The sequence below is a fragment of the Aequorivita marisscotiae genome (assembly GCF_029814825.1).
GTDB classification, from domain to species: Bacteria; Bacteroidota; Bacteroidia; order Flavobacteriales; family Flavobacteriaceae; genus Aequorivita; species Aequorivita marisscotiae.
Genome location: NZ_CP122379.1, coordinates 2,861,249 through 2,887,500, shown reverse-complemented (window position 1 = coordinate 2,887,500; position 26,252 = coordinate 2,861,249). Strand labels below are relative to the sequence as shown.

Annotated in this window: 23 protein-coding genes and 1 other RNA gene (1 of these 24 cut by a window edge); 10 read left to right on the top strand and 14 right to left on the bottom strand. The window is 37.1% G+C overall.

From position 1 onward, the window contains the following. Window positions 1-1,558, top strand: the 3' portion of a protein-coding gene (locus tag QCQ61_RS12960) for a helix-turn-helix domain-containing protein (protein WP_279448077.1). 902 nt of this gene lie to the left of the window's left edge; 1,558 of the gene's 2,460 nt are visible here — the last part of the coding sequence; its start codon lies off the left edge, out of view; the stop codon is at window positions 1,556-1,558. Here QCQ61_RS12960 and QCQ61_RS12955 read toward each other — a convergent pair. Further along, complete coding sequence (locus tag QCQ61_RS12955; protein WP_279448076.1) at window positions 1,555-2,223, bottom strand: ZIP family metal transporter; 669 nt, start codon at window positions 2,221-2,223, stop codon at window positions 1,555-1,557. The two genes, QCQ61_RS12960 and QCQ61_RS12955, sit on opposite strands and share 4 nt — an antisense overlap. Continuing rightward, a complete protein-coding gene (locus tag QCQ61_RS12950; RefSeq protein ID WP_279448075.1) occupies window positions 2,223-2,954 on the bottom strand; it encodes a class I SAM-dependent methyltransferase in 732 nt (243 codons plus the stop codon). Before QCQ61_RS12950 ends, QCQ61_RS12955 begins: the two co-directional genes overlap by 1 nt. A 119-nt stretch (window positions 2,955-3,073) precedes the next feature. On the opposite strand from QCQ61_RS12950, the gene QCQ61_RS12945 reads away from it, so the two are divergent. Continuing rightward, window positions 3,074-4,231, top strand: coding sequence for a THUMP domain-containing class I SAM-dependent RNA methyltransferase (locus QCQ61_RS12945; protein ID WP_279448074.1), 1,158 nt, complete (start codon window positions 3,074-3,076; stop codon window positions 4,229-4,231). Window positions 4,232-4,250: 19 nt separating this feature from the next. Here the strand turns inward: QCQ61_RS12945 and QCQ61_RS12940 are convergent, their stop codons facing one another. The 5 genes from QCQ61_RS12940 to QCQ61_RS12920 form a co-directional block, all read right to left on the bottom strand. After that, on the bottom strand, window positions 4,251-4,991 hold the full coding sequence (locus QCQ61_RS12940) for a DUF6048 family protein (protein WP_279448073.1): 741 nt from the start codon (window positions 4,989-4,991) through the stop codon (window positions 4,251-4,253). Continuing rightward, complete coding sequence (locus QCQ61_RS12935) at window positions 4,954-5,451, bottom strand: DUF6452 family protein (protein WP_279448072.1); 498 nt, start codon at window positions 5,449-5,451, stop codon at window positions 4,954-4,956. Before QCQ61_RS12935 ends, QCQ61_RS12940 begins: the two co-directional genes overlap by 38 nt. Window positions 5,452-5,478: 27 nt before the next feature. Beyond that, window positions 5,479-6,888, bottom strand: coding sequence for a 23S rRNA (uracil(1939)-C(5))-methyltransferase RlmD (gene rlmD, locus QCQ61_RS12930; RefSeq protein ID WP_279448071.1), 1,410 nt, complete (start codon window positions 6,886-6,888; stop codon window positions 5,479-5,481). Window positions 6,889-6,965: 77 nt separating this feature from the next. Further along, window positions 6,966-7,358 (bottom strand): response regulator, encoded by a 393-nt coding sequence (locus QCQ61_RS12925; protein ID WP_279448070.1) that lies wholly within the window; start codon window positions 7,356-7,358, stop codon window positions 6,966-6,968. An 11-nt stretch (window positions 7,359-7,369) separates the two neighbouring features. Beyond that, window positions 7,370-9,226 (bottom strand): PAS domain-containing sensor histidine kinase, encoded by a 1,857-nt coding sequence (locus QCQ61_RS12920; RefSeq protein ID WP_279448069.1) that lies wholly within the window; start codon window positions 9,224-9,226, stop codon window positions 7,370-7,372. 232 nt (window positions 9,227-9,458) lie between these two features. Between QCQ61_RS12920 and rocD the strand changes: the two genes are divergently transcribed. Then, on the top strand, window positions 9,459-10,703 hold the full coding sequence (gene rocD / locus QCQ61_RS12915; protein ID WP_279448068.1) for an ornithine--oxo-acid transaminase: 1,245 nt from the start codon (window positions 9,459-9,461) through the stop codon (window positions 10,701-10,703). Between the two features lie 118 nt (window positions 10,704-10,821). On the opposite strand, the gene QCQ61_RS12910 is transcribed toward rocD, so the two are convergent. Beyond that, a complete protein-coding gene (locus tag QCQ61_RS12910) occupies window positions 10,822-12,834 on the bottom strand; it encodes a DUF8693 domain-containing protein (RefSeq protein WP_279448067.1) in 2,013 nt (670 codons plus the stop codon). A gap of 180 nt (window positions 12,835-13,014) precedes the next feature. Between QCQ61_RS12910 and QCQ61_RS12905 the strand changes: the two genes are divergently transcribed. Further along, entirely contained in the window at window positions 13,015-13,560 is a 546-nt protein-coding gene (locus QCQ61_RS12905) for a DUF8465 domain-containing protein (RefSeq protein ID WP_279448066.1), read from the top strand. A 58-nt stretch (window positions 13,561-13,618) separates the two neighbouring features. Here QCQ61_RS12905 and QCQ61_RS12900 read toward each other — a convergent pair whose 3' ends face one another. Beyond that, window positions 13,619-14,149: a DUF6933 domain-containing protein gene (locus QCQ61_RS12900; RefSeq protein WP_279448065.1), complete on the bottom strand. Its 531-nt coding sequence runs from the start codon at window positions 14,147-14,149 to the stop codon at window positions 13,619-13,621. A 61-nt stretch (window positions 14,150-14,210) separates the two neighbouring features. Beyond that, entirely contained in the window at window positions 14,211-15,101 is an 891-nt protein-coding gene (locus tag QCQ61_RS12895; protein WP_279448064.1) for a hypothetical protein, read from the bottom strand. A 241-nt stretch (window positions 15,102-15,342) separates the two neighbouring features. On the opposite strand from QCQ61_RS12895, the gene QCQ61_RS12890 reads away from it, so the two are divergent. Continuing rightward, complete coding sequence (locus QCQ61_RS12890; protein ID WP_279448063.1) at window positions 15,343-16,497, top strand: cysteine desulfurase family protein; 1,155 nt, start codon at window positions 15,343-15,345, stop codon at window positions 16,495-16,497. 64 nt (window positions 16,498-16,561) lie between these two features. Here QCQ61_RS12890 and QCQ61_RS12885 read toward each other — a convergent pair whose 3' ends face one another. Both QCQ61_RS12885 and QCQ61_RS12880 read right to left on the bottom strand, forming a co-directional pair. Beyond that, window positions 16,562-19,021 (bottom strand): TonB-dependent receptor, encoded by a 2,460-nt coding sequence (locus tag QCQ61_RS12885; protein ID WP_279448062.1) that lies wholly within the window; start codon window positions 19,019-19,021, stop codon window positions 16,562-16,564. A gap of 9 nt (window positions 19,022-19,030) precedes the next feature. Continuing rightward, window positions 19,031-20,722 carry a M23 family metallopeptidase gene (locus tag QCQ61_RS12880; RefSeq protein WP_279448061.1) on the bottom strand — a complete coding sequence of 564 codons (1,692 nt, stop codon included), beginning with the start codon at window positions 20,720-20,722 and terminating at the stop codon, window positions 19,031-19,033. Between the two features lie 150 nt (window positions 20,723-20,872). On the opposite strand from QCQ61_RS12880, the gene QCQ61_RS12875 reads away from it, so the two are divergent. The 4 genes from QCQ61_RS12875 (at window position 20,873) to rny (ending at window position 23,243) form a co-directional block, all read left to right on the top strand. Then, window positions 20,873-21,163, top strand: a complete 291-nt coding sequence (locus QCQ61_RS12875) for a hypothetical protein (RefSeq protein WP_279448060.1) — start codon at window positions 20,873-20,875, stop codon at window positions 21,161-21,163. 9 nt (window positions 21,164-21,172) lie between these two features. After that, window positions 21,173-21,463, top strand: a complete 291-nt coding sequence (locus QCQ61_RS12870; protein ID WP_279448059.1) for a cell division protein ZapA — start codon at window positions 21,173-21,175, stop codon at window positions 21,461-21,463. Window positions 21,464-21,516: 53 nt separating this feature from the next. Then, window positions 21,517-21,624, top strand: a non-coding RNA gene (ssrS, locus tag QCQ61_RS12865) — 6S RNA. A gap of 56 nt (window positions 21,625-21,680) precedes the next feature. After that, the gene (gene rny / locus QCQ61_RS12860) at window positions 21,681-23,243 is read left to right on the top strand and encodes a ribonuclease Y (protein WP_279448058.1); all 1,563 of its coding nucleotides are present in this window, start codon (window positions 21,681-21,683) and stop codon (window positions 23,241-23,243) included. A 127-nt stretch (window positions 23,244-23,370) separates the two neighbouring features. Here rny and QCQ61_RS12855 read toward each other — a convergent pair whose 3' ends face one another. Both QCQ61_RS12855 and xerD read right to left on the bottom strand, forming a co-directional pair. Next, window positions 23,371-24,324 (bottom strand): aldo/keto reductase, encoded by a 954-nt coding sequence (locus tag QCQ61_RS12855; protein WP_279448057.1) that lies wholly within the window; start codon window positions 24,322-24,324, stop codon window positions 23,371-23,373. Between the two features lie 186 nt (window positions 24,325-24,510). After that, window positions 24,511-25,407, bottom strand: a complete 897-nt coding sequence (xerD, locus tag QCQ61_RS12850) for a site-specific tyrosine recombinase XerD (RefSeq protein ID WP_279448056.1) — start codon at window positions 25,405-25,407, stop codon at window positions 24,511-24,513. A 112-nt stretch (window positions 25,408-25,519) separates the two neighbouring features. Between xerD and QCQ61_RS12845 the strand changes: the two genes are divergently transcribed. Further along, window positions 25,520-26,062 (top strand): porin family protein, encoded by a 543-nt coding sequence (locus QCQ61_RS12845; protein WP_279448055.1) that lies wholly within the window; start codon window positions 25,520-25,522, stop codon window positions 26,060-26,062. Window positions 26,063-26,252 lie beyond the last annotated feature (190 nt).

The following is a 26,252-nucleotide window of genomic DNA, read 5'->3' as shown; positions in this document are numbered from 1 at the left end:
TTTTAATGGTAAGATTGGAACTATTTGCTACCTGGATAAAGATGAAGTACACGTACGTTGCCCTGGCGATAGTACGGATATTGTTACAAGTTCAGAAATATGGCGAAACATTCAATATTCCATCAACCTAGAAACAAAAGAAATAATAGAGAGTGAAATCGGTACCTTTTCGCAAATACCTCTCCGGTTGGCCTGGGCAATTACAATCCATAAAAGCCAAGGACTCACTTTTGAAAAGGTAATTATTGATGCGCAAGAAGCTTTTGCCCACGGGCAAACCTATGTGGCTCTAAGCCGCTGCAAAACGTTGGAAGGAATTGTTTTAACAGGGCCACTCTCCCAAAAAAGTATTATAAACAATCGCGACGTTGCTTCCTTTAATAAAAATGCCGAAGAACACCAACCCGATACCGCTGTCTTTGTTTCTTCACAAATTTCATATCAACTTAATTTGATCAATGAAATATTTAATTTCTATTCCTTATTGGGCCCAACGAATAAAATGATTGATACCTTTTTAAAAAACAAAGGAAGTATCAATGGAAATTTATACGAACAATTAGCCAATTTAAAGAAAAAAGGAATAACCGAACTTTTAAAAATTAATACGAGCTTTCAATTTCAACTTAAAAATCTTAGCGAACACAAAGTGCCAGAAAATAATAATTTGTTACAGGAGCGCTTTAAAAAGGCTATTATTTATTTTGAAAAACATTTACAGGATTTTATTAGAACCCCTTTAAATAAACTAAATTTTACTACCGATAACACAGCAGTAGAAGAAGATATTACAAAACAGCTGCGTATCTTGGAACAATTAGTAACAGTAAAACAATACTGCTTTACTGGGTTAAAAGATGGTTTTAAAACAATAACTTACCTCAATTTGCGTGCAAAGGCTACCCTGCAGACAGGTGAAAAAGCCAGTAGGTCAAAAGAAAGCTATGTAGCTTCTATTGAACATAATAAATTGTTTGAAATGCTACGGAAACTTCGACTGCAGCTGTCTGAACAAGAAACCGTTGCGCCTTTTCAAGTCTTTACCCAAAAAGCACTTTTTGAAATGTGCGATGTTTTACCTACTACCGTAAAACAACTTCGAAACATATCCGATATTGGAAAAGTTAGGCTAGAAAAATACGGTACAGCCATTCTTGAAGTAATACGAGTTTATTGTAAGGACAATTCAATTACACCATCCACAGATTTTAAGGTAGCTCCTAAAAAAGGAAGCACCCAAAATATATCGTACAATTTGTTTAAATCGGGAATGAGCATTCCCGAAATTGCCGAGGAACGCGGTTTCACCATTGGCACTATTGTACGGCATCTCGGTGTTTTTTTGGCTTCGGGAGAAATAAAAATAACCGAATTAAAACCAGCTGAAAAATATCTGGAACTCAAAAAAATAATGGAAACCACAACTTACAAAGGGCTTAGCGATTTAAAGAATAAAATAGGCGATAAATATTCTTTTGGCGATTTACGAATGGTTACCAATGCACTTCAATACGAGAAAAGCATCAAATCCCACTCAAATACCTTAAAAGTAAATTAAATAAAATACGCAATTATAACCGCTAAAATTACTGCCGTCATCTTCGAAAGATTGAACTTGTGATTTTTTGAGCTTTCAAATAGAATTGTAGTTGATACATGAAGAAATATCCCAATTACCACTGCTGTGATGGGGGTTTCATATTGATGAATTAGGTTGTAATTGGTAGAAATAAAACTTCCCAAAGGCGTCATAATCGCGAAAAAGAAAAGAAAGAGTAGGGTAGTAGATTTTTTGTATCCGGCGGTAATAAAGAAAAAGGATAAAATTATAGCTACAGGAATTTTATGGATAATTATGGCAATTAATAAATTATTGTGTTCCGAAATTGGAAAGCCCTCCATAAAAGCGTGAATGCTTAAACTTATAAATAAAATCCAAGGAAAATGTTTGGCTTCAGAATGTAAATGTACGTGGCCGTGTTCGGCTCCTTTTGAAAAGAATTCTAAGAATATTTGTAATAAAATACCGAGCATTATATAAACTCCAATACTTTTTGAATGGTTTTCAAATACGTGGGGCAAAAGCTCAAAGACTGTTATAGATAATAAAAATGCACCGCTAAATGCCAGAAAAACCTCCATATTTCGCAATTCTCTTTTCTTTAAAAAAAGTGCGACAAAATATCCGATGGCTACGGATAAAAAAAGCAATAAATAATTCATTAATTAAAAATTAGTATTAATCGTTCGGAGGTATTTTTATTGAATTTATTGAGTTGATAATCGCCAAATACGTGCTTTAATTCTACAGAAGCCTCATCAAAATACGCCTGAAAATCCTCCAAAGTTAAAGCTCTTACACGCTCGGTATAAAAATATTCTTCTCCTTGGTCAGTAAAGCGAATGTTTTTAATAATATATCCATCTTCCACGTATTTTTCAATATGGAAAACAATGCCGCCCAGCTTCTTTTGTTCCGAAGGCATTAAATTTTTTATTGCCAATTCGGCATTTAAAAAATCGATTACACCAAAACCGGCTGGCTTTAGTTCAGCCTTAATGGCTTTTATGGTTCTTAAATTATCCACTTCGTTTTCAAAATATCCAAAGCTTGTAAACAAATTAAAAACCGCATCAAACTGTTGTGTGTAGGGCAAACACATATCGTACACCTTAAAATGAAGATTTGGTTTTTCGTACTGTTTTGCATAGCGTATGCTTTCCTCCGAAAGATCTACTCCGGTAACATGAAACCCCTGTTTGTAGAGATATTTGGAATGTCTTCCTTTTCCACAAGCTAAATCTAAGATTGTATCATTTGGCTTTAAATTTAAAAATGTGGTAAGCTTGTTCATAAATAGAGCCGCTTCCCTATGGTTTCTGTCCTTGTAGAGTATGTGGTAATAAGGGGTGTTAAACCACGAAGCGTACCAATTATCTTTTTCTTTTTGCATAGTTTTCGTTTCGCCCTGCAAAAATACTGTATTTTTGTGGCCTTATTAAATGGAAGTTTTTTAATTTCATTAAAATATACAATTAATTAAAAAGTTCCCTGCCTTTGGAGGGATAAAGTATGGTACAAAATTTTAAAATGGTTGCTAAAACCCTCTTCGGAATGGAGGAATTACTCGCACAGGAACTCCGCCAATTGGGAGCTTCATCTGTAGAAATTGGCGTGCGAAATGTTTCGTTTGAAGGCGATACCGGGTTTATGTATAAAGCCAATCTTTGCTGCCGCACGGCGATTAAAATTTTAAAACCTATTTCGGCTTTCAATATTTTTACCGATGAAGATTTGTACAAAAAAATATACGAAATGCCGTGGGAAAACTATATGGATGTAAAAGGCTCACTGGCGGTAAATGCTACAGTGTTTTCTGAAGTTTTTACGCATTCGCAATATATTTCACTTAAAACCAAAGATGCCATTGTAGATCGTTTTCGCGATAGGGAAGGCATACGGCCGGATGTAGATTTAGATCACCCTACTTTGCGGATAAACATTCATATTGACAGAAATATTTGTACAGTTTCGTTAGACAGTTCGGGCGAATCGCTTCACAAACGCGGGTATAAAGTAGAGAGCACGCTTGCGCCCATTAACGAGGTGCTTGCAGCTGGTGTTTTAATGCTGGCGGGTTGGCAAGGCCAGTGCAATTTCTTAGATCCAATGTGCGGAGGAGGTACCATGCTTACTGAAGCGGCAATGATTGCTTGTAACATTCCACCGAACTTAAATCGCGATGAATTTGGTTTTGAAACTTGGCCGGATTTTGATGTAGATTTATATGAAAAAATAGAAGAAGCTGCCCTAAAAAAGGTGCGAGATTTCCCCCATAAAATTTACGGCTACGATTCCGACCCAGTGGCGGTGCACAAATCAAAGGAAAATGTTAAAAGCGCCAATCTTCAAGATTTTATCGAGGTAAAAAAGCAAGATTTTTTTGAAAGTGAAAAGGAGGGAGACAAAGCACTTTATATGGTTTTTAATCCACCCTACGATGAACGAATTTCAGTGAAGGATGTGGAGGAGTTTTACAGTGCTATTGGCAATACGTTAAAGCGCAACTACCCCGGCACACAGGCTTGGATGATTACTTCAAACTTGGAAGCGTTAAAATATGTGGGGCTTCGACCTTCAAGAAAAATAAAACTTTTTAACGGAAAGCTGGAGGCTAAACTTGTGCGTTATGAAATGTATGAGGGTAGTAGGAAAGCTAGTAAAAAATAATTATTTATATCAGAATAGGTTATGGCGCCGGACTTTCCTTTTGCGAAAGTTCAGTTTTCTTAAAAATTGGAATCAAATACGAAAGTGAATATCCATAACCAACACCAAATTGGCTATAATCGTAGGTTCTATTGAAGCCGGGAATGTATAAATTCGCAAAATTATCCGGTTCTGTTTCTGAAATTTTCCGTTTCAATTGAACGTTTAGAGACAAGTATAGATTGTTTAGGATTTCGGTTTTAACACTTATAATTACTTCTGCCCAATGAGCCGAAAGCCCGCTAAATACTTGAGGATCGTAAATAGTTTCGGTCGGAAATGCAGGGTTGTCTGTGTAGATGCGATAACTGATTAATTTTTGAGTAAAAGTCGAAATTCCATACCGCATACCAAGAGTAATGGCATTTTCCATCCCCAGCCAGTTTTCGTATGCATTGTAATCAAAACCAATTTTAGCATAACTTCCGCTTGTATTTGCAGAAATATAAGGTTCGTTCCAATCTTTATTTTCGTTGCCGAGTTCAACAGCTGCGTAAAACTTTTTGGTTACCCGAAAATCGCCAACAATTTCAAATCCGGAATAACCGTCTTCAATTAGTGTTCGCAAGGGTTTTGCCAAATCAACTCCCACACGTAGCCCAAATTTTTCAATTTTTGGCACTGTGTCGGCAGCAACTTCACTCTTTTTTTGCGCCACCAGAAATTGGGTGCTGCAAAAAAGACTAATGCAGCATAGTAATGTGGGCGCTATTTTCGTCATTAACAGTATCTCGTTTTACAATTATTTCCTGTATCCAGTTATCGTTTCCTTCAGGTTCTAAAACTGGCTCTAGATTAAAATATTCAGTATTAAATCCGCAGGCACGGTTTACGTAACCAATACGTCTTTGGTAAACAAACATAACTCTGTCTGTATTGGTAATAGTGTCGGTTGATGTATAAGTGGTTTTAATAAATTGGTACTTTGTTGTATCTGAGGTTGTACTGAGCGGTATTGCAATTTCCCCGGTTTCGGTTAGCGATATTACTTCAACACTGTCTTCATAATCTGTTTTTACACTTAAAACATTCACCTTTTTTTCATTTACCGGATTTGCAATATCGTTAAAAGTAATTACCAATTTAGCCGTGGTTGCAGTTCCTTCGGGGCAGATGTCGTCCTTTGTACAGCCTTTAAAGGCAAAAACAATAAGTGCGAATAGAAATATTTTTTTAATCATTTATGATTCGTGTTTTTTAGAAAAAAATCAACGCTTTTCCAAAAGTACAACATTTTCAACGTGATGGGTTTGCGGAAACATATCTACTGGCTGCACTTTGGTAACTTTATATTTTAAATCCAGTAACGCCAAATCGCGCGCTTGGGTTGCGCTATTGCAACTTACATATACAATTTTTTCTGAACCTAAATTAAGAAGTTGCGCAACAACGTCTGCGTGCATACCGTCTCGCGGTGGATCTGTAATTACCACATCAGGTTTTCCGTGTTTGTTGGTGAACTCTTCATTAAAGACCTTTTTCATATCACCGACGTAAAATTCTACGTTTTCAATATTGTTTAACTTTGCATTTGCCTTTGCGGCTTCAATGGCGTCCGGTACAGATTCTACACCAATTACTCGTTTTGCTTTTTTGGCCACAAACTGGGCAATGGTTCCAGTTCCGGTGTAAAGATCGTACACCAATTCAGTGCCACTCAGGTCTGCAAAGTTGCGCGTTATTTTATATAATTGATATGCTTGTTCGCTATTGGTTTGGTAAAAAGATTTGGCATTTATCTTAAACTTTAAACCTTCCATTTCTTCAAAAATATGATCCCTTCCATAGAAAAGCTCAATTTTTTGATCGTAGAGCGTATCGTTTCCTTTGGAATTAATTACGTATAAAAGTGAAGTTGTCTGTGGAAATTCTTCAGCAATAGCGTTTAAAAGAAGTTTTCTATTCTCTTCATCTTCGTGAAAAAATTGCAACAAGATCATAGTTTCTCCAGTTGAAGACGTACGAATCATTAAAGTGCGTAAAAATCCTTCCTGATTTCTGGTGTTGAAGAACGATAGTTTTAATTCTTCAGCTTTCGCCTTTACAAAATCGCGAATGGCATTGCTTGGGTCGGCCTGCAGATAGCAAATATCAAGATCCAAAATTTTATCCCACATCCCCGGAATATGGAAGCCCAAAGCATTTCGGTTATCAATAATTTTATCGCTTTTAATTTCCTCGAGCGTTAGCCATTTGCTATCGCTAAAAGAAAATTCCATTTTGTTCCGATAAAAATATTGTTTTTCTGAGCCAAGAATTGGGTCAATGGGCGGTAAAGCCACTTTCGCGATCCGTGTTAAATTTTGGGTAACTTCCTTTTGCTTGTAAAACAACTGATGCTCGTACGCCATGTTTTGCCATTTACATCCGCCACAGGTACCGAAGTGCGGACAAACAGGTTCGGTTCTTTTTTCGGAATATTTTGAAATGGAAATAGCAGAGCCTTCGTAGTAAGCCTTGCGCTTTTTATGGGTTTGTACAGCAACCACATCGCCTGGCACGGCATTATCTATAAAAACAACCCTGCCATCTGGTGCTTTAGCAACAGCTTTTCCTTTTGCGCCAGCATCTATAACTTCTAGATTTTCTAAAATCACCCTCTTATCTTTTCTTGCCATAGGCGCAAAAATAGAATGTTTTTAGCATTAAACCGAAACTTTGAGAATATCATTAATTTATTTTAAGAAATGAGTCTTTAAATATCTTTGGTTATATCGATAATGTTCTCTATTGCAATAGGTTTTATAATATAATCGTTTACGCTCTTAAAGTCTTTGGCACGTTCTATATCTTCAGGATCCAAAGAAGAACTCACAATATAAATCTGAATTTTTTTAGGAGTTGGGATAGACGTAAATTCTTCTAAAAACTGCCACCCGTCCATAACGGGCATATTTAAATCGAGCAACATAATTTCGGGTAAATTTTCACCACTCTCTATAATTGCCTTTAATTTGACCAATGCCTCCTTTCCATTTGGAAACACCATAAAACTTTGGCAAAAGTTGGCCAATTGCATTACTTTTTTTGCTCCAAACACAAAAATAGGGTCGTCGTCTATAATACATGCTAAATTTATCTTTTTCATACTAGTTTCTTTTATTTAATTGGGGTTAAGGATTTGCTTTTTTTTTTTGATTTTAAGAAATAGATGCTAAACTCAGTGCCTTTGCCTACTTCACTCTTTACTTCAATTTTTCCGCCTAGGACTTCTACTTGGTTTTTGGTTATAAATAGTCCGATACCGCGAGAATCTTCGTTATCGTGAAAGGTTTTATACATTCCAAATAACTTGGCGCCATCTCGTTTTAAATTTATACCGGAGCCGTTGTCTTTTATTTTTAATACAACAAAACGTATTGTGTTTTCTGTTGAAATTTCAATGTTGGGGATGCGATCTGGGGAACGGTATTTAATGGCATTGGTTAAAAAATTGAGCAGAATACTATCTAAATAAGCCGGAATTCCTGCAATATAAATATCTGGACTGCAATTATTAACAATAACACTATCGGTAGATGCTATTAACCCTTGAATATTCAGCAAAGCTTTTTCAATAAATTGGTGCAGGTTTAAGGGTTCTAAATTATCGTAAATTTTGGTATTAATTACAACAACTTCGTTAAGGTGCTTTACAGTTTCATTAAGATTATCGGAAGCAGATTTAAGGTGAACAAGAAATTCGTTTTCTGCTAATTTTGGGTCTTCTGAAGCCAATAGTTCCAACAGCATTGCAATATTGCCCGTGTGCGATCTTAAATTATGAGACACGATATATGCAAAGTTAATAAGCCTGTTATTTTGTTCTTGCATGGCATCGTTCAACAATTTATTTTCATTTATATCTAATATTTGCGATACAAAATGCAAGGCCTTACCACGGTCGTCCCTAACCAAAGAAACCGATAAATGCGCCCAAACTATTTCGCCATTTTTACAGATATAGCGTTTTTCCATTTCATAGTTTTTGCGCTTATTATTTAGCAACTCCACAAGGTATTTCATATCCTTATCAAGATCTGCCGGATGGGTAATATCTTTAAATGTTAGTTTATAGAGTTCTTTTTTTGTATATCCCAAAAACTCGCATATTCCTTCATTTACCTTTAACCAAGCGCCGTCTAAGCCAACTAAGGCCATTCCAATGGTGGCGTGCTCGAAGGTCTGTCTAAACTGTTCCTCCTGAATTGCAGTCTTTAACTGAATTTTTTTTAACGTATCAATATCTTGAACAATGCCGTACAAACGAATACATTTCGCATTTTTAAATTCGGCAATTCCAATTATCCGTATCCACTTTAAGGAATTGTTTTTGGTATAAATTTGTACCTCTTGGTCAATATTCTTTCTGCTTAAAACAGCATCTTTTATTGATTGTGCAATGGTTTCTCTGTGTTCGCCTTCGGAAAAATACTTTAAAACATCATCGGCTTTGGGAGTAAAATCTGATGCTTCGCCATAAATTTCCTTGGTCATGGGGCTCCAGTAAAACGAATTTGTAATATAATCCAATTCCCAATACCCTGTTTGTGCCACATTACTGGCAATTTCCGATATATCCTTATATTTCTTTAAGCTTAATTGGTCGTGTATTTCTTTGCTTATATCCTTGTTAAAACCTACCATTAAAAGCGGCGCTCCTTTTGCGTCCCATTCAACTACCTTTCCTTGGGTTAAAACCCAAACCGAATGCCCGTCCTTATGTTTTAATCTAATTTTGCATTTGTATTGTTTGGTTTCTCCTTTAAGATGTGCTTTAAATAATTTTCCAGATTTTCCCGAATATTTTGGATGAAATAAATTGGTCCAGGTTTCTTCGGTAATGGGCTCTAACTCCTTGCGGGTGTAGCCTAAAAGCGAAGCCCAGTTTTCGTTGCAAGCTATTTCCTTAGTTTGAATATTGTATTCCCAAATACCAATTTCTAGATCTTCTAAAATATGAGGATAATGCTTCATAATAGTTGAAGGTAAGGGCTACTATGTATAAATAGAAGCAATTTTAAACAATGATTTTGGCTAAAATATTCAATATTTGGCGAACTAAGCAATCTTTCTTTATTCAAATTTTGCAAAAAACACGGCCTATCCTTCGATTAAAGATAATAATCGTTAATTTTGCAAATTCAAGGATGATTTCTCTCCATAAAGTAGGAATCGCAACTTTTTTACTTCAAAATATTACAATTTTATGTCAGTTTTAGAGCAAACAGCTTCACAGAAAGCCATCGATTTAGAAAATAAATACGGAGCCCACAATTACCATCCCTTACCTGTAGTTTTAAGCAGGGGAGAAGGTGTGTATGTTTGGGATGTGGAAGGCAAGAAATATTTCGATTTCCTTTCGGCCTATTCTGCGGTAAATCAAGGACATTGCCATCCAAAAATTGTGGATGCAATGACCCAACAAGCAAAAACACTTGCACTTACATCGCGTGCCTTTCACAACGATATGCTTGGGAAATACGAAAAATTTGCTTGCGAGTTTTTTAACTTCGATAAGTTATTGCCAATGAATACAGGTGCCGAAGCTGTAGAAACCGCTTTAAAAATCTGTAGAAAGTGGGCCTACGAAAAAAAGGGAATAGACGAAAATGAAGCCGAAATTATTGTTTGCGAAAATAATTTTCACGGTAGAACCACCACTATAATTTCTTTTAGCAACGACCCTGTTGCCAGAAAGAATTTTGGCCCCTACACCAAAGGCTTTATAAAAATTGAATACAACAATCATGAACAGCTCGAAAAACATTTGGAATCCAATAAAAATATTGCTGGATTCTTGGTAGAACCTATTCAAGGTGAAGCTGGCGTTTATGTGCCTTCTGAGGGTTATTTGAGTAAAGCAAAAGCTTTGTGCGAAAAACACAACGTACTTTTTATCGCCGATGAAGTGCAAACGGGTATTGCTCGTACTGGAAAACTTCTTGCCGTTGACCATGAAAATGTAAAACCAGATCTTTTAGTTTTGGGCAAGGCATTAAGCGGTGGCGCCTATCCAGTGTCTGCGGTTTTGGCAAATGATGAAATTATGGATGTTATTCGGCCCGGAAACCACGGTTCTACCTTTGGTGGAAATCCAGTTGCCGCTGCAGTAGCGATGGCTGCGTTAAGTGTAGTTAAAGACGAGAACTTAGCCGAAAATGCTGAAAATCTTGGAAAACTATTCCGAAGTGAATTGAATAAATACATTGAAACTAGCACGATTACCAAATTGGTTCGCGGAAAAGGTTTGCTAAATGCAATAGTAATTAACGATTCTGAAGATAGCGATACCGCTTGGAATATCTGTTTAAAACTTCGCGATAACGGATTGTTGGCAAAACCTACACACGGTAATATTATTCGTTTTGCGCCGCCTTTGGTAATGAATGAGGAACAATTAATGCAGTGCGTTTCTATTATTACCGAAACACTCAAAACCTTTGAAAAGTAATTTCAATTAAATTTTTCAAAAGGCAACTATACTTTTGAAAAGATAATCAGAGACAGAAAAACAAAACGGCTTCGAAAATTTTCGAAGCCGTTTTTATTTTGCAATTTCTATTTGGTGGTTAATCGTTGTGGACTACTGCTTTATAGTCTATAGCTACATCACCGTCTGTAACTAACTTAACCAAATACACACCACTGCTTAAGTTACCGGTGTAAAAACTGTACTGCGATTTGCTGCCTAAATTTTTCTCGTTTATTATTAGCTTTCCGCTCATATCAAAGACCGAAGCAGATTTTATAACGTATCCTTCTGGGTTCCGTACTTCTAATTGGCGACTTTTATTGTTTTGAAAAAAGCTCACATTTTCGGCGATTGAACTTTTAATGTCTAGTTCTGTTTCAGTTTTCCCGCCAGGTCTATTAGTACCACGGAAGAATATAAAAAATCTGTTGTCATAGGTTCCCGGAGGCAAGGTTAGCGTAACTCTTGCGAGCGTAGCCCCATTGAGTTGCTTATAGGTGTTTTCTTGACTATCGTAAAGATACGCACGCTCGTACGGCTGATTTATTTCTTCAACTAACCTTAACTCTATTAAGCTGGTATTTCTAATTTTAAAAGCAATTGGTATATATTTTTCGGGCACATAGTTTGTGCCGTTAATTACGTAGGGAAGGCGAGCGTTATCTGGGCCAATGGGGAAGAAAGCATCAGTTGCTAAGCCAGTGGGGCTTAAGCCATCCATACCTCGGTCGTAACCATCTGTTGCTTGGTCTGAAAATACTATCAACAAATCTCTTGTAACCTTTTTATCGAAAACTGCATATAATCTCATTTGAGGCATTCTATAATCTAAGTCTGCTATAGCTCCGGGAGAAAGATTAGTATTTCTATCCGCATTGTTTTCGTTATCTGTTGCATCATTCGTGTTATTTTCGGGTCTGTGGAATATAGAATGATTACTAGCCCCTTCTTTAATATATCTTCTGTGAGAGTTTTTAATTTTAACGTAATCAATATTCGCATTTCGTCCAACAAACATAAGTCCTTGACCTATAGGGGCAAAACGATGAGATAGTACAGTATTTCCACTGCCAGAAGTTCCGGTTGCTCCACCGTTGGCATTCCAGATATAAAACGGTGCCTTTACATAATTTCCAGATTCGAACGAAGTGTTTACAGGGTCTGAAGGATCCCCATTTGGATTATCGACCATAGGCAGATATACGCCATAACCAAAAGGTTTTTGACTGTAATAATGTGAGTCTACTGTTCGATCTTCATCATAAAAATAAAATGCAGTGAGAGCTTCATTCCCAGGTTCGAAAAATACACGGTTTAAATCCAAGGCAGATGGGTATGGATTACCCGTTAAGGTCATCCTTGCATTTACTAGAAAAGGATCATTAGTTCCTTGAGGTTGTGCAGGCCCTTGAACAGGTATGCTAAAATCGCCATTATTGGGTCTTCCTCTGAATTCGTATATTTGATCGTGGTTAGTGCCAGAGGTGCCTGAACCAGTATCATCATTTACACCTTTCATTGTAAAACCAAATCCTGCTGGAGCAGCATAATTACTACCCATACCTTGATAGTTTCCTTCTGCTTCAGTTCCTGGATCAGGGAGCGTATAAAGCCATCGCGTAGAAATTGTAAGTTGCGGAACGGTATAACCATTAAGACCTGTAGTAGTCTCAACTTGTCTAGCTGCGGTTACACTCGTGTTTGGCAGTGGCTCATAAAATAAACCAACTCCAAAATTTTGACTTCCATCGGGTGTAGCTGCACTCCTTGAACCAGGATTACCCACAGGTGAGCACCAGTAATAGTATGCCCAAGCATTTGTAGGGTCTGTTTTCTGTTGTACTGAAATTTGACCGTTTCCTTTATTATCGGCATCGTTACCTTGTATCAATTGCCCATTATCACGCAAATAAATGCTAGCTTCTTTACTATCGGTTGTGCCGTTAGCTAAACTAATGTTTCTAGTTAAGTTAACTTCATTTTTAACAAATAACACTTGATCCTTCACATAAATATATGAATCTGTGGTGCCATTGGGCTTCACAGTCAGTTGCGCAAAAACACTAACAGTTGTTAAAAGGAATATAGAAAAGAGTAGTAGGTTTTTCATATTTTTGCATTTTTAAAAGCTTTGGTGTGGGTCATCAAAGACTTCTTTTCACGGGTTAAATTTAAAAATAATATACAACATAATCCGTAAAACGCTGCAAAATACGTAATATTTTCGATAAGAGGGGTTTAGGCTTTTTTAAAATCTGTTATTTTGAAGTAGGAAGTTGTTTAAAATTATATGAAAGTACACGATAAAGTTTCAGTATTAGACGATGCCATTTCGGGCGTGGTTACTGCCGTTAAAGGCAACGAAGTAACAATTATAACCACAGATGGCTTCGAATTAGATTTTTTTAAACACGAACTTATTGTTATGGATGGCTCGCTTTCAAAAAGAAAATTAGCGCAGATGGATGTTTCGGAAGTGCTTTCAGAAAAAGAAAGCAAAAAACCTGGAAAAACCAAACGCATAAAACCCAAGGAACGCAGCTTACCGCCAATGGTTGTAGATCTTCACATTAATCAATTAGTGCCAAAAACCCGCGGCATGGACAATTATGAAATGTTAACCATTCAACTAGATACTGCAAAAAGACAATTGGACTTTGCTATTTCAAAACGCATTCAAAAAGTGGTTTTTATTCACGGCGTGGGGGAGGGCGTACTCCGAACCGAACTGGAATATTTGTTAAATCGCTACGAAAACCTAAAGTTTTACGATGCCGATTACCAAAAATACGGGCGCGGAGCTACCGAGGTTTATATTTTTCAAAACTTGAAATAGCAATTTTATATTTTGAAATTTTATAACAGTTCGGCGCTGCTTAAAGTTCCTGCCAGTTCTATGCTAAAGTAGCCAGTACTTTTTTTATCTCTTTGATTGAAGTAGTGTAATCAGACATCTTGCGGTCTTTCCCGACGTGAATTAACTCTGAATTAAGCCTGTTTGCCAATTCCTTAATGGGCATATTTTCGATACTTCCAAATTGCTCAATCCAATATTGAAAAGTTTGAAGCCGCTGATTTTGAAATCCAGTTGTTCTTTTATCGTTGTCCGTTGGATGAAAAGCAAGTGTGCCAATCTGGGCACTTAACACGCCATAATCTACGAGAATACCGTCGTATATTAATTGCGCGAAAAAAGCATTTTTAAATAGTTGCTCAATATTACTTAGATCGGCTGCTTTAATGTCTGTTAAAATAACTGAATATTGGGTTTTTGCATTGGAGATGAGCCAGCATTTTTTTCTATTTACATAAAATACCGTTGCATTCCATTTTCCGAGTATGCCCGAAGTATCGCCTTCATTGGTTTGTATTAACTTTTTAATTAATTTTTCAAGCTTTTTCGAAGTATAAATATGAGTTTGCACGATATTTTTATGTAAGAATTTTTAGCATAAGTAAATTCCCAATCCCAACTTAATAAACACTTTAAAATGTCGGTTTTTTGGTTTTTTGAAGTGTTTCAACATTTTCCAAAACCCCCATAGTTAGCGTTTCTATTGTTATTTCTTCTTCTCCGCTTATTAAAACCAAATTCTTCAACACTATTTTTACACTTTTGGTAATTGTGTATTTGTGCTCATAATATTCGTTTACTTCATAAGTGTTGGCCACTGCGGGGTTTAAGTAATCTGCACCAACGTTTGGATCGGTAACGTCATTTCTGGGGTTTAAATCCATATTTTTATCTTCGTGACGGCTAAGTACGCCATCATTGTCATCGTCGTTATCTAAATAATCTGGTATTCCGTCGCCATCGGTGTCTAGTGGGTTTGTTAGCGGATTGTTATCGCCATCTTCATTTTGTACGTCCAGTTCCCGAGCCGTTGGCACATTGTCGCCATCGTCGTCCTCGTCGTAAATATCTGGAATACCATCGCCATCGGTGTCGCCTTCAAATTCTTTATCTACGGGCACACCATCGTTATCGTCATAATAAAATGTAGTTGTAAATTCAGCTGTGCCCGAAGCTGCAAAATAATTTACTGTTACTCCTGGCGAAGTGGGCGGGATGCTACTGCAAAAGTAATTGGCTCCCAAAGCTCCATCGTAAGTGCGATAGTTTACAAAATTGCTCGTGCCGTTTAGGATGTATATTTTTGTGCCTTCGGTTTTATAAAGACTGTCTGTAACGCCCAAACGTAGCGAAAGACTTTCCAAAGCTTGCTCGTTTACTTTATAAAAAACATGATTGCCGGCAGTGCCGCAGGTTTTAAGTTCGGCATCGTCAAAATTAAAGGAAGTAATAATAATATCACCGTCATCACAGCTTTGTAGTAATAATGAAACGAAAAAAAGAAATGCGAGAAATTTATTCATATTTATAATTTTGAAGCCGTCTTTTGCATAGTTAAGGTTAAAAATTCAGTGCGCTTAAATTTAAATACTCAGTATTTCGATAAAAAATACGCACCACAAAGTAACGCATTTCTTTTTAACTGAAATGCCGGCAAAACTGTTTTAATATGTATTTTTGCAAACTGAATTAAAGGACATATATCGCTCCCGAGATTTAATAAAAATAGTGTAAAAACTGTTTTTACGGCAAAAAATAATCGCAATGAAAAAAGTATATTTTGATAGCGCAGCAACTACCCAATTGCGCGACGATGTAATAACCTGTATTTCTGAAGTGTTACAAACTGAATACGGAAACCCTTCATCTACACATTCTTACGGCCGTTCTTCTAAATCATTACTCGAAAATGCTCGTAAAGAAATCGCTAAGCTTTTAAATGTATCTGCAAGTGAAATAATTTTTACTTCGGGAGGTACTGAAGCCGATAATTTAATTTTGAATAGCGCCGTTCGCGACTTGGGTGTAAAACGAATTATTACTAGTAAAATAGAGCATCACGCTGTTTTACATACGGTGGAATGGCTTAAAAAAGAATACAATATTCAGGTAGAATTTGTGAATTTAGATGAATGTGGACAAATAGATTTTGAAAACTTAGAAAGTTTGTTGGCAGATTCTTCCCAAAAAACATTGGTTAGCTTAATGCACGTTAACAACGAGATAGGAAATATTCTCAATTTAAAAAAAGTTGCAGATCTCTGTAAAACGTATAAAACGCTGTTTCATAGCGATACGGTACAGTCCGTTGGGCATTTTGAGCTAGATTTTAAGGAAATCCCAATTGATTTTGCTGCGGCTGCCGCACATAAATTTCACGGACCAAAAGGTGCAGGCTTTGCGTTTATACGAAAAAACTCGGGCTTAAAACCTCTAATTCACGGTGGCGAACAAGAACGCGGAATGCGTGCCGGTACCGAAGCCGTTTACGCAATTGCGGGTATGGCCGAAGCACTAAAATTATCGTATCGTAAACTTGAAAAGGAACGTAACTATATTGCCGGTATAAAAAATTATTTTAAAAACGAATTGATTACCGCATTCCCGGGGGTTAAATTTAATGGAAACTGTGGTGATAACGAACGAAGTACCTATACGTTGCTCAATGTTTGTTTGCCAATTTCTGAAGAAAAGGCAATGTTGCTTTTATTTCAATTAGATTTAAAAGGAATTGCCTGCAGCAAAGGTAGCGCCTGCCAAAGCGGGAGCGAAGGCGGTTCGCACGTTTTAAACGAAATTCTTTCCGACGAAGATTTAGGCAAACCTTCCATTCGCTTTTCATTTTCCAGTTTTAATAAAAGGGAAGAAGTAGATTATGTAATTAATGTACTAAAAGAATTTGTTGAAGGCGCGATGTAAAGCTTTCAATTATTTTCAATGCTCGCTTGAGTGACTACCGCTTAGCTTAAAAGCCTACTTCAAATTAAAACTTCGCTGTCATTTTAACATTGAATACACGAGGGGTTAAATAATTGGGGATTGAATATTGAACCTTGGTATAAACATCACGAACAAATGTATTGGTAATAGAGTTTTGAACATCAAAAATGTTGAAAATTTCGGCACCTATCGCGAATTCCTTAAATGGCTTTAACCAACCGCTATCTCTTAATTTCGTGTCGTCTACTATCACATAACTTACTCCGAGATCGGCACGCTTGTAATCGGGCAGCCTAATTTGGTATTTGTATGGGTCGGCGTAGCTTGGTGAGCCTCCCGGTAACCCGGTATTATACGTTAAATTAAGGTACATTTTAAGCGAAGGAATTACTTTTACATAATCCTGAAAAAGCATTCCTATTTTTAAACGTTGATCTGTTGGCCGGAAAATATAACCGCGATCGTCAATATTTTCTTCTGTTTTTAGATATCCAAGGCTTAACCAGCTTTCCGTTCCAGGAACAAATTCGCCTGCCAAACGCAAATCGAGTCCGTATGCGTAAGCAATAGCATTATTGTTAGCGCGGTAACGGATGCGCACATTTTCCAAAGTATAAGGATTTACATCGGTTAGATGTTTATAATACAATTCAGAATTTAATCTAAAAGCACGGTCCCACATTTTAAAACTATAATCGTTACCTAAAACAAGGTGAATGGAGCGCTGTGCCTTAACTCCCGGACGAACTGTTCCCGACGAGTCGCGCAATTCTCTATAGAAAGGAGGTTGATGATAAACTCCTCCCGACACTCTAAAAAGCATATCCATCTCCCAATCTGGTTTTAGGGAAACCTGTGCACGGGGACTGAAAACTGTTTGTGTTGTGCTGGTAATATTCTTCCCGCTCACGGTCCAATTATGGGCGCGAACGCCAGCATTCATCCAAAGATCGCTATTGCCAACGCTTGTTTTTCTACTCCACTGTGCATAGCCCGAAATCCGGTCTATTTGGGTGTCGTTAAGAGCTCTTACATCTGTGTATGGCTCAATAGGAGAGGTGTACGGTTGGTACGGTTGGTCGCTCGGTGGAAATATAGGTGGACGGATGGAAAAACCAGCCGAGTCTATAATTTCATATTCCTGAACACGGTCTCGAATATCTTCACGTGTGTATTTAATACCGTATTCAATCGTGTTATCTTCGATAGCGAGATTTCCTTTGTGTTCTACATTGAGGATTAAGGCATCTAAATCGTTTCGGGCGTGGGTAAGTTGGCCGCCAATTCCTCGTGTAAAGGTTACTTCACCTAAATTTTCCCCACCAATTTCTGTGTTTACTTCACCTAAACGATATTCGGCAAGTATATCAAAATATTCCTGTTCGGTGGTTTGGTATAGCGACCCGATAAATTTTGCCGTATAATTATCTGAAACTACCCAAGTAGATTTTAACGCTCCAAAATAGGTGTTATATCTATCTTCTTCACGACCTTCATAAAACACGAGTAAAGCAATGGGATCTGTAATAGTACCAAAATTGGTTTGTCGCGTAAGCGGTCTGTAATTATATTCGTTTATGGAAACATTCCCCAAGAAACTCAACTCAAATTTATTGGTGAATTTATAAGTAAAATACGTTTGGGCATCGGCAAATTTTGGCCGGTAATTGGTTTCGGTTTGTTTTGCATCTACAAGCAGACTGTTATCGCGATAACGAATCCCTAATATTCCCGAAAGACGACCATTTTTTGAAATGCCTTCCACAGAGCCGCTTGCACCCAAAAGACTAAGATCTACCGAAGCGCCGAAATCTACCGGACGGCGATAGGTAATATCTAAAACGGACGAAAGTTTGTCGCCATATTTTGCCTGAAACCCACCGGCAGAAAAATCAACGTTGCTGGTTAAATCGCTATTAACAAAGCTTAAACCTTCTTGTTGCCCGCTTCTAATTAAAAAAGGCCTGTAAACTTCAATTTCGTTTACATAAACTAAATTTTCGTCGTAGTTTCCGCCACGCACGGCATATTGGGTGCTTAACTCGTCGGTTTTATTAACACCCGGCAGGGTAGCCAATAAATTTTCTACTCCGGCATTTGCACCCACCATTTTTTGGGCGAGTCTGGGAGAAATTGTTAATACCCCTTCTATGCGCCGATTTTCACGACCTGTAATTACCACTTCACTTATTTGTTCAACACTTGTGCTCATTACAGGATTTAACTGATAATCTTCGGCAGGCGAAAGATTTACGGTAATCTGTATTTTTTCGTGGGTAAGGTGCGAAAAGGTAATAACAACATCTTCCTCCGAAGGAATCTCCAATAAGTAAAACCCATTAAAGTCTGAAATTGTTCCAGTGTCTTTATAGGTAACATTGGCGCCGGAAACGGGCACGTTGTTTTCATCAATAATAATTCCTTTAATAACTGCTTTTTGAGCAAAAATTACGGTTGCGAAGCAAACGAAAAGCAGTGTGAGCGGTAGTTTTATTGTTTTCAAAAGCAAGACTTAAGGTTGTTTTCTGAAAAATTGAGCTTCAAATGTAGCACTATTTCCAACATTATCTATTACAATAACTTTCAAATTATTTTCTGTTTCCAGATTTACATTATCATTGAAATTATAAGTTATAACGTCTTTTTTATAATCATATTCCATCAAAATAAATTTATTATTGATGGTGGCGCGGTAGGAACTTATACCACTTAAATCGTCCGTAATTTTTAATTTTAGAAAATTTTGATCGCTGATCCATTTTCCTTCAGAAAAATTTACAGGCTTTATCTTTGGCGGGGTGGTGTCTGAAGCTACGGTATAACTTCCAAAAGTGCGGGTTCTGGCAGTGAGTTTATCGCCGCTTCTTGTAGTAGATGTATAATAAGGCAACCCTTTGTAATTTAGTCTGCCTATATACAATTTGTCCTTGTCTTCTTCTTTATACGAAGAAATATCGGCCGTTATGGAAATGTTACTATGTATGGGTACAACATCGTCGTGAAACTTTAAAACATCACCTTCATCTTTAATGTCTAAGTACGTATCTTCATACAGACTATTTGCAGGAATATATATGCTAAACTTACCCTTGGTGATTGATGTTGCGTGATCTGCGTAAATATAATCGTCTGTTTTCTCGATATTTTTGGGGTCCAATATTTCAAGTTTTGCACCTTCTATAGGGATGGAGATATACATTCTATTGCCTTTAAAATCGTTAACCTCTATTGCATAGATATGTTGTAGGCTATCTTTTACGGTTATAAATCCGTTTTCGTCCTCTTTAGTAATTATGCTCAGCGGATTGTTAGTTTCGCGGAAAAGCTTTTGGACCATACTTCTATTGGTTTTGTAATAGTTATAGTCGGTGTATCTATTTAAATAGCGTGTTTCGGCAAATGCAAATTTATTAAAGAGCACTTCAAATTTTTCAGTTCCGTTAAACCGAGTTTCAATTCGGTAAGCTCCGTTTTTATTGGAAGCTCCATTTTGCTGATCGTACGTAGTTATTCCAAAGCCAATTTTACCGAAGGCCGTCACGTTTTCCGCTTTATAATTACCGTCTTTTTGTTTTATTAAACGAAGTTTTGTTCGGTTTTGCCCCTGATTTACGTGCGCATCTTCGCCCACCGGGTATGCAAATACAGCACTTACAATTGGGTTTTTAGTATCGGGAATTTCTATTCCAAAAAGTAGCGGGTTCATTGGTCGCTGCGACGAATCGCGTATTTCAAAATGTAAATGCGGACCGCCGCTACCACCCGTATTACCTGTGTATGCTATTAAATCGCCCTTTTTTACAGGTAGCAAGGTTTTTTCTGGAAAAAGTTCCAATTCAAAGGTTTCTTTGGTGTATTGTAAATCTTTTACATGCTTTTCAATCTCGCCTGCAAAGCTTCTTAAATGCCCATAAACAGTGGTGTAACCATTTGGATGAAGTATGTAAAGTGCTTTACCGTATCCGTAATGCTGCACATTTATTCGACTTACATATCCATCAGCGGGTGCGTACACGGGCAAGCCTTCGCGCTGTTCGGTTTTAATATCCAAACCACTGTGAAAATGATTGGAGCGCATTTCGCCAAAATTGCCCGATAACACCAATTTAATATCTAAGGGATTTGAAAAATAGTCTGTAGGAATGTCGTTCTGTCCGTAAGCCAGCCCGCCAAAAAGCAGGAGCATAGATAAAAATTTCTTCATTGTACAAAAGTAAGAATACGCGTTGATTAAAGATGAAGCAAGGCAGGATTTTATAACTATTTTTCAATATTACAAAAAATAATGAAAAACTGTTTGCGTATTAGCGATGGTATGCTAACTTTGTGATAGAAGTATTGAACACAGATTTTAATGAGTAATCTTTCTGAAATAGTTGATTCTCTTGAAAATAGAATTGGCGAGTTGCTAAAAAGGCACGAAAATTTATTAAAAGCCAAGGTAGCATTAGAGGAAGAGGTAAAAGATTTACAATCGAAACAGCAACAATTTCAAGAAGAAATTGAAGTTTGGACCGAAAAATGTAACTCGTTAAAATTGGCAAATTCAATGCTCGGCAGCGACCAGCATAAACGAGAAACTAAACTCAAGATAAACGCTCTAATTCGGGAAATTGACCATTGTATAAGTCAGCTTTCTGAATAAAATATAACAATGGCCGAACCATTAAAAATAAAACTATCAATAGCAGACAGGGTTTACCCTTTAACGATCAACCCTTCGCAGGAAGAAGGATTGCGATTGGCAGCTAAGAAGATAGAAAAAATGATTAAACAGTTCGAGCAAAGTTACGCCGTTCGCGACAAACAGGATGTTTTGGCCATGTGTGCCCTCCAGTTTGCAGCTCAGGTGGAGCAAAAACAAATTGATAATTCTAGCGATACGCAAGAAATGGAAGAAAAGCTCAGCGCTTTAAACCGTTTATTGCAGGAGCAATTATCATAACGTTCTTTAAATTAAATAAGGTAACTGCCTACATTAATACAATTTTTTGGTAAACTCAACACGATTTCTTTAAAAAGGGTGAGTTGAAGTTGTAAAAGCGAGCCGTCTTCGAGCGGATACTTGACCAGCTTGTTAGCCCTAAACATGTTTTAAAGGAGTTTATTCAAAATAAATATATTGATGTAGGCTTTTTTTATATTTATAATTCAACGAAATAATGGACATCATAACTATAGTAATCAGTGCCATCGTTGGTATTGCACTTGGCTTTTTAATTGCAAAAATACTTGAGCGCAACAACGCATCTCAACTTATTCTACGAGCAAAAAAAAGTGCATCAGCAATACTAAAGGAAGCAAAATCTGAAGCTGAAGCAATAAAAAAAGATAAAATATTACAAGCGAAAGAGAAATTTTTGGAGCTTAAATCGGAACATGAAAAGGTTATATTGAGCCGAGATAAAAAGATCTCAGAAGCAGAAAAAAGAACGCGCGACAAGGAATCGGTAGTTTCTAGCGAACTCGCTAAGAATAAAAAGTTAAACGCCGAACTGGAAAATAAAAAAGCCGATTACGTTGAACGAATCGCAGTTCTTGAGAAAAAACAAAACGATGTAGATAAGGCGCATAAAAGCCAAATTGAGCAATTGGAGGTAATTAGCAGCCTTTCTGCTGAAGAAGCCAAACGGCAGTTAATTGAAAGCCTTAAGGACGAAGCAAAAACACAGTCTATGGCATTTGTGCAAACTTCTATGGAAGAGGCCAAAATGACTGCCCAACAGGAGGCTAAAAAGATAATTATTAACACAATACAACGTATCGGTACCGAAGAGGCCGTAGAAAATTGCGTTTCTGTTTTTAATCTTGAAAGCGACGACGTTAAAGGTAGAATTATTGGTCGCGAAGGTAGAAATATTCGCGCTATTGAAGCTGCCACCGGGGTTGAGATTATTGTGGACGATACGCCGGAAGCAATTATACTTTCGTGTTTTGATTCCGTACGTCGTGAAATAGCCAGATTGTCACTTCACAAATTGGTCACCGATGGCCGTATTCATCCCGCACGTATTGAAGAAGTAGTTGAAAAAACTACCAAACAAATTGAAGAAGAAATTATTGAAGTAGGAAAACGTACCGTAATAGATTTGGGAATCCACGGCCTGCATCCAGAGCTTATTAAAGCTGTGGGACGTATGAAATACCGCTCTTCGTACGGACAGAATTTGTTGCATCACTCCCGTGAAGTAGCCAGACTTTGCGGCGTAATGGCTGCCGAACTTGGCTTAAACGCAAAACTAGCTAAAAGAGCCGGTTTGCTGCACGATATTGGAAAAGTTCCTGAAATGGAAACCGAGATGCCTCACGCCCTTTTAGGGATGCAGTGGGCCGAAAAATACGGTGAAAAACCAGAAGTATGCAACGCTATTGGTGCCCACCACGACGAAATTGAAATGACCGGATTGTTATCGCCAATTGTTCAAGTGTGCGATGCTATTAGCGGGGCAAGACCGGGAGCACGACGACAGGTTTTAGACTCGTATATACAGCGTTTAAAAGATTTGGAAGATATTGCATTTGGCTTTGGCGGCGTTAATAAAGCTTATGCCATTCAAGCGGGGCGGGAATTGCGTGTAATGGTTGAAAGTGAAAAGGTAAGCGACGAAAAAGCCGCACAACTTTCGTTTGAAATATCACAGAAAATACAAACGGATATGACCTATCCCGGCCAAGTAAAAGTTACGGTTATTCGTGAAACACGCGCCGTAAATATTGCGAAGTAAGCGTCCCGAGCCTAAAGATAAAATTCATTTGTTATAAATAAAAAAAGTTCCTTTTGGAGCTTTTTTTAGTGAGTTTAAGTGTAAGTTCCTTTTTTTGGGAATAATGGCTGTATGCTAACATCTGCGGCTAGCGGTCTTCGTCATAAAGATTGTTGTACCCTTTTGATGGCTCTTCAAAAAATTTACCATTTATATATCTGTAATGGCGGTCTAATGCTGCAATTTTTTTCATATCGGCATCGGTTAGGGGAACATCAGCTGCTTTAAAATTAGAAATTATATGTTCTTTGGTTGTAGATTTCGGTATTGCCGCGCAGTCGCGATGATTGTGCCACGCAATTAATACTTGTGCCACCGTAGCACTGCGGTCTCTGGCTATTTCCTTTAATATATCAATATCCATCATATTGGGTTCATCGCTCGCCTTCATTGCTTTATTCCGATCTCCGGAGCCTAAAGGCGAATAAGCGGTAATTAAAATATCCTCGCTTTTGCAATATGCAATCAAATCGTTTTGCTGTAACAATGGGTGTAGCTCTACTTGATTCATTTCAGGTTTTATTGATGCCTTTGAAATTAAATCTTTTAGCTTTTTTTCACTAAAATTTGATACGCCAATGTGTTTGGCCAAACCGTCATTTTTTGCTTTTTCCATCTGTATCCAAGTACCAATAATGGGTGCTTCCGTTGGAGTTAGATAATCTTCTGGTTTTTTGGGAAAATCAACTCCGTGTCTAAATGCAACAGGCCAATGAATTAAATATAAGTCGAGGTAATTGAGCTTTAATTTTTTTAACGATTGCTGTAACGCTGGTATTACTTGGCCTTCGGCATGCGAGTCGTTCCAAAGTTTTGAGGTGATAAATAAATCTTCACGAAAAATTTCTCCTTCTGCAAATATTTCGGCTAAAGCCTCGCCTATAATTTCTTCATTATCATAATTTTTTGCGGTATCAATATGCCTATAACCGGCATAAACTGCATCCTTAATCGTCTTTTTTAATTCGTTTCCTGATGCTTTCCACGTTCCTAATCCAATGGCGTGCATTGTATCGCCATTTTGAAATTTAAGTGTTTTCATTATTTCGATTTTTAATTTTCAATTTTAAAATTTATTCTGAAAATACAAAACTGTACGGCCAGACTCAAGAATTTAGGGAAGTTTGGGTTTTTTTTAACCGAATAGTAGCAATGGAACTTAAATTAAACAGCTAAAATTTTCAGGAATTAAAAACCTTTTATGCTTTTGCAACTAAAGAAAGTTTTCTCACTTTCTTGGGTGAAATTGATTGATCACCTCAGTTAAGTGCTTGCGATCAATATGGGTGTAGATTTCGGTGGTGGTAATACTTTCGTGTCCCAGCATTTGCTGAATGGCTCGTAGATCGGCGCCATTTTCCAAAAGATGGGTGGCGAATGAATGGCGAAATGTATGCGGACTTATGGTTTTGCGAATTCCGGCTTTTTCGGCAAGTTGTTTTACAATCGTAAAAATCATAGCTCGCGTTAATTGACGTCCGTGTTGGTTTAAAAAAAGTGTGTCCTTGGCGCTTGGGTCAATATTTTTATGTACCCGAATTTCCTTTCTGTAAATGGTGATGTATTTTTCGGCAATAGGACTAATTGGTACCAGGCGCTGCTTATCGCCTTTTCCGGTTACTTTAATAAATCCTTCTTCAAAATATAAATCTGAAATTTTTAAGTTGGTAAGTTCAGATACCCGAAGACCACAACCGTAAAGAGTTTCAAGTATAGCACGGTTGCGTTCGCCTTGTTTTTTACTTAAATCAATAGCGCTTATAAGTGCGTCAATTTCTTCAATGGCGAGCGTATCGGGAAGTTTTCTTCCAAGTTTGGGAGCTTCAATTAATTCTAACGGATTGGTCTGCCTGTAATCTTCAAATATTAAATAATTAAAAAAACCTTTTAATCCAGAAATTAAGCGGTTCTGGGTACGTGGATTTATCTTTTTTGCCACTTCGTATATAAATTGTTGCAGCGTTTCTTCAGAAATTGAAATAGGAGAGGCCTCTATTTTATTGGTTTCCAGCCATCGCATCAACTTTTTTATATCTAATGAATAATTAACGATGGAATTATGAGAAAGTCCGCGCTCCAATCGTAAATAATTTTGGTAATCTTTTAATCCTTGATGCCACTTCATACTGCTATATTACCACTAAAAACAATAGTTAACAAAAAACTAAATGTATTTTAAGGCATAAGATTAGGGATATATTTGCGTTTTAATTTTGAAACTTAAAAAAAACATCATTATGAAAAAATTAATTGTAGTAGCATTGACGCTTTTTATAGGCACAACAGCATTTTCGCAAGAACTTGATCTCGGTATAAAGGCAGGTGCTAACTTTGCTAATATTTCGGACGCTTCCTCGCTTTCCAATAAAACGGGTTTTCAGGCCGGTATTTTTACAGGAATAAAATTTACTGAAAACGTAGGAATTCAGGCAGACTTGCTATATTCTCAGCAAGGAGCTGAGTTTGATGCTGGAGAATTCGATTTAACCTATGTAAACGTACCCGTTGTTTTAAAATATTATCTGGTAAAAGGCTTGAATATTCAGGCTGGGCCACAATTCGGATTTATTGTTGACGACCAGATTAAGGATGTTTTGGGAAATATATACGAAGCCGAAAAATCAGACGTTTCTGGAATTGTTGGTGCCGGGTATGACTTTCCTTTTGGCATACGCGTAGATGCACGCTATAATTTTGGGCTATCGGACGTGTCAAAAGATTTAGATGGAAAAAACAAGAATAACGTATTTTCTGTGGCTTTGGGATACTCCTTCCTATAAAGAACCATTTTCAATTAAAGACTGGGTTTTAAGAAATAAAGCTTCCTTATTTTAATTCCGTAATTGTTTATAACAGTAGGTAAAAGAATAAGATATTAACAAGTTTCTTTTTTAAGCATTTTCTATTTAAGACTAATTTGCTCTATTTAAAAGTTTTACCTATTTTTAATGCACTAATCTTAAAACCTTT

Excerpts from the sequence above, each read along its gene's own strand:
- QCQ61_RS12955 (WP_279448076.1), bottom strand. The coding sequence starts at position 2,223 with ATGAATTATTTATTGCTTTTTTTATCCGTAGCCATCGGATATTTTGTC.
- QCQ61_RS12950 (WP_279448075.1), bottom strand. The coding sequence starts at position 2,954 with ATGCAAAAAGAAAAAGATAATTGGTACGCTTCGTGGTTTAACACCCCT.
- QCQ61_RS12945 (WP_279448074.1), top strand. The coding sequence starts at position 3,074 with ATGGTACAAAATTTTAAAATGGTTGCTAAAACCCTCTTCGGAATGGAG.
- QCQ61_RS12940 (WP_279448073.1), bottom strand. The coding sequence starts at position 4,991 with ATGACGAAAATAGCGCCCACATTACTATGCTGCATTAGTCTTTTTTGC.
- QCQ61_RS12935 (WP_279448072.1), bottom strand. The coding sequence starts at position 5,451 with ATGATTAAAAAAATATTTCTATTCGCACTTATTGTTTTTGCCTTTAAA.
- rlmD (WP_279448071.1), bottom strand. The coding sequence starts at position 6,888 with ATGGCAAGAAAAGATAAGAGGGTGATTTTAGAAAATCTAGAAGTTATA.
- QCQ61_RS12925 (WP_279448070.1), bottom strand. The coding sequence starts at position 7,358 with ATGAAAAAGATAAATTTAGCATGTATTATAGACGACGACCCTATTTTT.
- QCQ61_RS12920 (WP_279448069.1), bottom strand. The coding sequence starts at position 9,226 with ATGAAGCATTATCCTCATATTTTAGAAGATCTAGAAATTGGTATTTGG.
- rocD (WP_279448068.1), top strand. The coding sequence starts at position 9,459 with ATGTCAGTTTTAGAGCAAACAGCTTCACAGAAAGCCATCGATTTAGAA.
- QCQ61_RS12910 (WP_279448067.1), bottom strand. The coding sequence starts at position 12,834 with ATGAAAAACCTACTACTCTTTTCTATATTCCTTTTAACAACTGTTAGT.
- QCQ61_RS12905 (WP_279448066.1), top strand. The coding sequence starts at position 13,015 with ATGAAAGTACACGATAAAGTTTCAGTATTAGACGATGCCATTTCGGGC.
- QCQ61_RS12895 (WP_279448064.1), bottom strand. The coding sequence starts at position 15,101 with ATGAATAAATTTCTCGCATTTCTTTTTTTCGTTTCATTATTACTACAA.
- QCQ61_RS12890 (WP_279448063.1), top strand. The coding sequence starts at position 15,343 with ATGAAAAAAGTATATTTTGATAGCGCAGCAACTACCCAATTGCGCGAC.
- QCQ61_RS12880 (WP_279448061.1), bottom strand. The coding sequence starts at position 20,722 with ATGAAGAAATTTTTATCTATGCTCCTGCTTTTTGGCGGGCTGGCTTAC.
- QCQ61_RS12875 (WP_279448060.1), top strand. The coding sequence starts at position 20,873 with ATGAGTAATCTTTCTGAAATAGTTGATTCTCTTGAAAATAGAATTGGC.
- QCQ61_RS12870 (WP_279448059.1), top strand. The coding sequence starts at position 21,173 with ATGGCCGAACCATTAAAAATAAAACTATCAATAGCAGACAGGGTTTAC.
- rny (WP_279448058.1), top strand. The coding sequence starts at position 21,681 with ATGGACATCATAACTATAGTAATCAGTGCCATCGTTGGTATTGCACTT.
- QCQ61_RS12855 (WP_279448057.1), bottom strand. The coding sequence starts at position 24,324 with ATGAAAACACTTAAATTTCAAAATGGCGATACAATGCACGCCATTGGA.
- xerD (WP_279448056.1), bottom strand. The coding sequence starts at position 25,407 with ATGAAGTGGCATCAAGGATTAAAAGATTACCAAAATTATTTACGATTG.
- QCQ61_RS12845 (WP_279448055.1), top strand. The coding sequence starts at position 25,520 with ATGAAAAAATTAATTGTAGTAGCATTGACGCTTTTTATAGGCACAACA.